Annotated in this window: 8 protein-coding genes; 4 read left to right on the top strand and 4 right to left on the bottom strand. The window is 70.8% G+C overall.

The window, feature by feature from the left end:
- Positions 1–48 precede the first annotated feature (48 nt).
- Both VFV89_RS11720 and VFV89_RS11715 read left to right on the top strand, forming a co-directional pair.
- Positions 49–387, top strand: a complete 339-nt coding sequence (locus VFV89_RS11720) for a metalloregulator ArsR/SmtB family transcription factor (protein ID WP_329706120.1) — start codon at positions 49–51, stop codon at positions 385–387.
- Positions 384–869 (top strand): SRPBCC family protein, encoded by a 486-nt coding sequence (locus VFV89_RS11715; protein WP_329706119.1) that lies wholly within the window; start codon positions 384–386, stop codon positions 867–869. Before VFV89_RS11720 ends, VFV89_RS11715 begins: the two co-directional genes overlap by 4 nt.
- A gap of 5 nt (positions 870–874) precedes the next feature.
- Here the strand turns inward: VFV89_RS11715 and VFV89_RS11710 are convergent, their stop codons facing one another.
- Genes VFV89_RS11710 through VFV89_RS11695 form a run of 4 tightly spaced genes read right to left on the bottom strand, consistent with a single transcriptional unit; the run spans position 875 to position 4,002 of the window.
- Positions 875–1,288 (bottom strand): Fur family transcriptional regulator, encoded by a 414-nt coding sequence (locus VFV89_RS11710; RefSeq protein WP_329706118.1) that lies wholly within the window; start codon positions 1,286–1,288, stop codon positions 875–877.
- Positions 1,275–2,276: a metal ABC transporter permease gene (locus VFV89_RS11705; RefSeq protein WP_329706117.1), complete on the bottom strand. Its 1,002-nt coding sequence runs from the start codon at positions 2,274–2,276 to the stop codon at positions 1,275–1,277. Before VFV89_RS11705 ends, VFV89_RS11710 begins: the two co-directional genes overlap by 14 nt.
- Entirely contained in the window at positions 2,273–3,076 is an 804-nt protein-coding gene (locus VFV89_RS11700; protein WP_329706116.1) for an ABC transporter ATP-binding protein, read from the bottom strand. The genes VFV89_RS11705 and VFV89_RS11700 overlap by 4 nt, the downstream gene beginning before the upstream one ends.
- Positions 3,064–4,002, bottom strand: a complete 939-nt coding sequence (locus VFV89_RS11695) for a metal ABC transporter substrate-binding protein (protein ID WP_329706115.1) — start codon at positions 4,000–4,002, stop codon at positions 3,064–3,066. The genes VFV89_RS11700 and VFV89_RS11695 overlap by 13 nt, the downstream gene beginning before the upstream one ends.
- 370 nt (positions 4,003–4,372) lie before the next feature.
- On the opposite strand from VFV89_RS11695, the gene VFV89_RS11690 reads away from it, so the two are divergent.
- On the top strand, positions 4,373–4,693 hold the full coding sequence (locus VFV89_RS11690; RefSeq protein ID WP_329706114.1) for an antibiotic biosynthesis monooxygenase family protein: 321 nt from the start codon (positions 4,373–4,375) through the stop codon (positions 4,691–4,693).
- A 59-nt stretch (positions 4,694–4,752) separates the two neighbouring features.
- Positions 4,753–5,688, top strand: a 936-nt coding sequence (locus VFV89_RS11685; RefSeq protein ID WP_329706113.1) for a glycine--tRNA ligase, incomplete at its 3' end; no start/stop codon positions are given.

Genomic DNA, 5,688 nt, shown 5'->3' with positions numbered 1-5,688 from the left:
ACTAACGGTTGACAACCACTTACCGTTAGTTGTAACTTACGGTAAGTCATGACGAACGCACACGCCATTCTGACCGCCCTCGGCGACCCGACCAGGCAGGCGATCCTCGACCTCCTCCTGGACGGACCACAGCCGGTGGGGGAGCTCGCCGCCCGCCTGCCGGTCAGCCGACCGGCGGTCTCCCAGCACCTGAAGGTGCTCAAGGAGGTGGGGATCGTGGCGGACCGCCAGGAGGGGACCCGCCGGGTCTACCGGCTGGACCCCGACGGGCTGGTGCCGCTGCGCACCTACCTCGAGCGGTTCTGGCAGAAGGCCATGGTCGCGTTCGCCCAATACGCAGAGGACCAGCACGCAGAGGACCAAGCCCACAAGGAGGACGACCGATGAGCCAGCAACAGCAGCAGACCATCAACCCCGTGCGCGTGAGCGTCGCGGTGGGTCTCGACCAGAAGCGCTGCTTCGCGGTCTTCACCGACGAGATGATGTCGTGGTGGCCGGCGGGCCACCACATCGGTGAGACGCCGCTGAAGGAGATCATCATCGAGCCGTTCGTCGGCGGCCGCTGGTACGCCAGGCACGAGGGCGGCGAGGAGACCGACACCGGCGTGGTGACCGCCTGGGACCCGCCGCATGGCTTCACGGTCACGTGGCAGATCGGTGCCGACTGGGCCTATCACGCCGACCTCGTCACCCACGTCGACGTGACGTTCACCCCGACCGACGACGGCCGCACCGTCGTGGAGCTCGTGCACCGCGACCTCGAGGCCTACGGTCCCGACGCCGCCGACATGCAGAAGACCTTCGAGGGCCCCGATGCCTGGGGCGGCATGCTGCAGATCTACAAGGACGTGGCCGAGGCAGCAGGCTAGGAGCTTCAGGGCGCGGCACAGTCCGGGCAGGTCCCGAAGATCTCGAGGTCGTGGCTGACCTCGGAGAAGCCGTGCTCGGCGGCGATCGCGCGGGTCCAGCGCTCCACGGTCGGTCCCTCCACCTCCACGGTGCGCCCGCACCCGCGGCACACCAGGTGGTGGTGGTGACGCTCGGAGCAGCGCCGGTAGATCGCCTCGCCGTCCTCGGTGCGCAGCACGTCGACCTCTCCGGCGTCCGCCAGCCGCTGCAGGGTCCGGTAGACGGTGGCCAGTCCGACCGGGTTGCCGCGCCGGCCCAGCAGGTCGTGGATCTCCTGCGCCGAGCGGAAGTCGTCGAAGGACTCCATGGCCGAGACCACGGCCAGCCGCTGCTTGGTCGGGCGCATGGCCGCCGACCGCGGTCCGTCAGTGCTCGTCATAGTGCGCTCCGTGCTCCGCGTGGCGGTGGCCGTCGTGGACGTAGTCGACATGATCGCCGTGCCGGACCGCGACGTGGCCGCAGTCCGGTCCGTGCTGGTGGGTGTGCTCGGTCGGCTCGTGGTCGCGGGCCGGCACCGACGGGAACGGCTCCCGCAGCCGGGCCCGGCGCCGGACCCAGGCCCCGACCGGCCAGGTGACCGCGAACCCGGCGAGCGAGAGCAGCACGATCGTCGGGCCCGGCGCCACCGTGGCGTGGAAGGAGAGGTACGCCGAGAGCACGAGCCCGCCCAGCGAAGCGGCCGCGCCCAGCACCATGGCCGCGAGCAGGGTGGTGCGGAAGGACCGGGTGAGCTGCTGGGAGGTCGCGACCGGCACCACCATCAGCGCGGAGACCAGCAGCAGCCCGACCGTTCGCATCGCGACGGAGACGCTCACCGCCGCGAGCACGGCGACCAGCACGTTGTAGAAGCCGACGCGCAGGCCGGTCACCCTGGCGAACTCCTGGTCCTGCGCGACCGCGAACAGCTGCGGCGCCAGCCCGATCCCGATGACGATCACGGCCGTGGCGAGCGCCATCGTCGCGACGACGTCGGAGATCGAGATCGTCGTGATCGAGCCGAAGAGGTACTGCTGGAGCCGCGCCGAGCTCTCCCCGCCGAGGCCGCTGAGCAGCACGCCGCCGGCCAGACCGCCGTAGAAGAGCAGGGCCAGGGCGACGTCGCCGTTGGTGTGACCCCGCGCCCGGATCGCCTCGATGGCCACCGCGCCGAGGATCGAGACCACGACGGCGGTCCACGTCGGTGAGGTCCCGGTGAGCAGGCCCAGCGCCACGCCCGTCACGGCCACGTGCCCGATGCCGTCACCCATCAGGGAGAGGCGGCGCTGCACCAGGTAGGTGCCCACGACCGGCGCCGCGACGCCGGTGAAGGCCGCCGCGATCAGGGCCCGCTGCATGAACGGGTACTGGAAGAGCTCCCAGAAAGTCACTGGCCTGCCTCCAGCGGGGAGCGCACGTGCGGCACGTGGTCGTGCCCGTGGTGCGAGGCGTGATGGTGGGTGTGCGACTCGCCGAAGACCGGCTCGTGCACGGCGTGGTCGGCCAGCGGCGCGCCGTCGTAGGCGATCCGCCCGTCGCGCATGACCACGGCCCGGTCCACGAGCGGCGCCAGGGGGCCGAGCTCGTGAGCCACGAGGACGATCGTGGCGCCGCGCTCCTTCAGCCTGCCCAGCGACGTGGCCAGGGAGACCTGGTTGGCGAGGTCGACGCCGGCGGTCGGTTCGTCGAGGAAGAACAGCTCCGGCTCCCCGGCCAGGGCTCGCGCGATCAGGACGCGCTGCTGCTGGCCGCCGGAGAGGGTGGCGACGCCGTCGCCGGCCCGGTCCGCCAGACCGACCACCTCCAGTGCGTCGGAGATGACCGCACGGTCCGCCCTGGACAGCGGCCGGAAGAGCCTGCGCCGGGTCAGCCGTCCGGACGCCACGACCTCCCAGACCGAGGCCGGGACGCCGGACGTCGCGCCGCCGCGCTGGGGGACGAACCCGATCCGCGACCACTCGTGGAACCGCTCGATCGGCGTCCCGAACAGCCGGAGCCGGCCGGCGGCGAGGGGCCGGAGGCCGATCAGCGCGCGCACCAGCGTCGACTTGCCGGAGCCGTTGGCGCCCATCAGGGCCAGGAACTGGCCGGCCGGTACCTCGAGGTCGATCCCGCGCAGGATCGGCCGGCCACCGATCGCGACGGCGCCCTCGTCGAGTACGACGGGGGCCGGCTGGTTCAGGTCGGGCACCGGTTCGCCTCCTGCAGCGCGGCGAGGTTCTCCCGCATGAGCGACAGGTAGTCCTCACCGGACGTCTCGGTGCTGAGCCCCTCGATCGGGTCGAGGACCGCGGTGGTGACACCCAGGTCGTCGGCGAGGCTCTGGGCGAGCTCCGGGCTGGCCAGCCGCTCGCTGAACACGGTGGTGAGCCCGTCCTCGTCGACCAGCTGCTCGAGCCGGGCCAGGTCGGCCGGTGTCGGCTCGGCGTCGGGGGAGAGGCCCGAGATCGGCTCGAAGTGAAGCCCGTAGCGGCCGAGGTAGCCGAACGCGTCGTGCGAGACCACGACCGTGTCCCGCGCGCAGCCCCGCAGCCCGTCGGCGTACTCCTGGTCGAGCCGGGTGAGCTCGGAGTGGAGCCGCTGTGCGTTGGCACGGAAGTCGTCGGCGTGCTCCGGGTCGGCCGCCGCGAGCTCGCCCGCGACCGCATCCACGACCCTGGCCAGCTTGAGCGGATCCAGCCAGAAGTGCGGGTCGAGGTCGCCGAGGTCGGACGGCTCCTCGCCGAGGGATGGGCCGTCCTCCGCGTTGTCGTGGCCGTCGTGCGAGGTCGGCTCGAGGCCGGCCACGGCTCCCGCGTCGATCGTCCGGACGCCGGAGGCCTGGCCGACGGCCGCGTCCACCGCCGCCTGCAGCCCCTTCTCGTAGACGACCAGGTCGGCGGTGAGCACCTCGGCGGTCTGTGCCACGGAGAGCTCGAGGTCGTGCGGCTCCGAGCCGGGCTTGGTCAGGTCGACGACGTCCGCGTGGTCTCCTGCCACCTGCTGGGCGACGAACTGCAGTGGGTAGAAGGCGGCCACGACCTCCAGTCCCTGGTCTGCGTTGTCCGGCGCGTCGTTGGTGAACGCTGCACAGCCGGACGTCGTCACGAGGAGTGCCGTGACGAGCAGGAGTCGCATGAGAACGATTCTCACCGCGAATGATAATCATTGTCAAGTCTTACCGATGCTGGGACTGGCCACCGCTCATCGAGCCCGTCGAGATGCCCGCAGCCCACGCTGGGAGGCACCCGGGTGCCTTGGCTGCGGTGGTCTCGACAGGCTCGACCAGCGGGGCCACCACGGTGGCTGAGGTGCGAGGCGCCCCAGCGCCGAGCCTCGAAGCCCGGCGAGCCGAGGCTGGGACCCACCCGAGTGCCGACCCTGCCGCGGCTTCGAGGTTCGGCCGTGAACGGCCTCACGCCTCAGCCACCGTGCCGGTGAGGATCCACGACGGTGGCTGAGGAGGGCGCTGTGCGCCCGTCTCGAGACCCCGGGCTACCTTGGCGGCGTGCTGGTGGTGAGCAGGTTCCGTGTCCCCGTCGAGGACGGTGAGTCGTTCCGTGCCGACCTCGCCGCGGCGCACGAGGTGCTCGCGGCGTGCGCCGGGTTCGTCGAGGGCCGGGTCGGCCGCAACGTGGACGACCCGGAGCTCTGGGTGCTGACCACACGGTGGGACAGCGTCGGTGCCTACCGCCGCGCCCTCTCGTCCTACGACGTGAAGCTGCACGCGATCCCGCTGCTGAGCCGGGCGCTCGACGAGCCGAGCGCCTATGAGGTCGTGGAGCCCGGGACCGTCCTCAATGTCGCGTCGAGCCGCTCGATAGGCTGACTCCTCCAGACCAAACGCCAGACCGGCAGCCAGCCGGCCGTGACCATCGGAGCATCGCCGTGGCCAAACCGCCCACCTCCACCGTCGACCTCGTCGTTTCCCTGGCAAAGCGCCGCGGCTTCGTCTACCCCTCCGGCGAGATCTACGGCGGCACGCGGTCCGCCTGGGACTACGGCCCGTTGGGCGTGGAGCTCAAGGAGAACATCAAGCGCCAGTGGTGGAAGTCCACGGTTCAGCAGCGCGAGGACATGGTCGGGCTGGACTCCTCGATCATCCTGCCCCGCCAGGTGTGGGAGGCCAGCGGTCACGTCGACACCTTCGTGGACCCCCTGGTCGAGTGCCAGTCGTGCCACAAGCGGTTCCGCGCCGACCACCTCCAAGAGGCGGTGGCCGAGAAGAACGGCCTCGACGACCCCGACGACGTCGACCTCGCCACGGTCGCCTGCCCCAACTGCGGCACCCGGGGCGCCTGGACCGAGCCCCGCCAGTTCTCCGGCCTGCTCAAGACCTACCTCGGTGTCGTCGAGGACGAGTCCGGGCTGCACTACCTGCGCCCCGAGACCGCCCAGGGCATCTTCGTCAACTTCGCCAACGTCGTGACCAGCTCGCGGATGAAGCCGCCGTTCGGCATCGCCCAGATCGGCAAGAGCTTCCGCAACGAGATCACGCCGGGCAACTTCATCTTCCGCACGCGCGAGTTCGAGCAGATGGAGATGGAGTTCTTCGTCGAGCCCGGCACCGACGAGACCTGGCACCAGTACTGGATCGACGAGCGCACCAACTGGTACGTCGACCTCGGCATCGCCCGCGAGAACCTGCGCCACTACGAGCACCCGAAGGAGAAGCTCTCGCACTACTCGACGCGCACCGTCGACATCGAGTACCGCTTCGGCTTCCAGGGCTCGGAGTGGGGCGAGCTCGAGGGCATCGCCAACCGCACCGACTTCGACCTCAAGACGCACTCGGAGCACTCCGGCGTCGACCTGTCCTACTTC

The sequence above is a fragment of the Nocardioides sp. genome (assembly GCF_036274455.1).
Taxonomy (GTDB): Bacteria; Actinomycetota; Actinomycetes; order Propionibacteriales; family Nocardioidaceae; genus Nocardioides.
The sequence above is the reverse complement of the archived record's forward strand: the minus strand, read 5'-3'. Positions and strand labels throughout refer to the sequence as shown.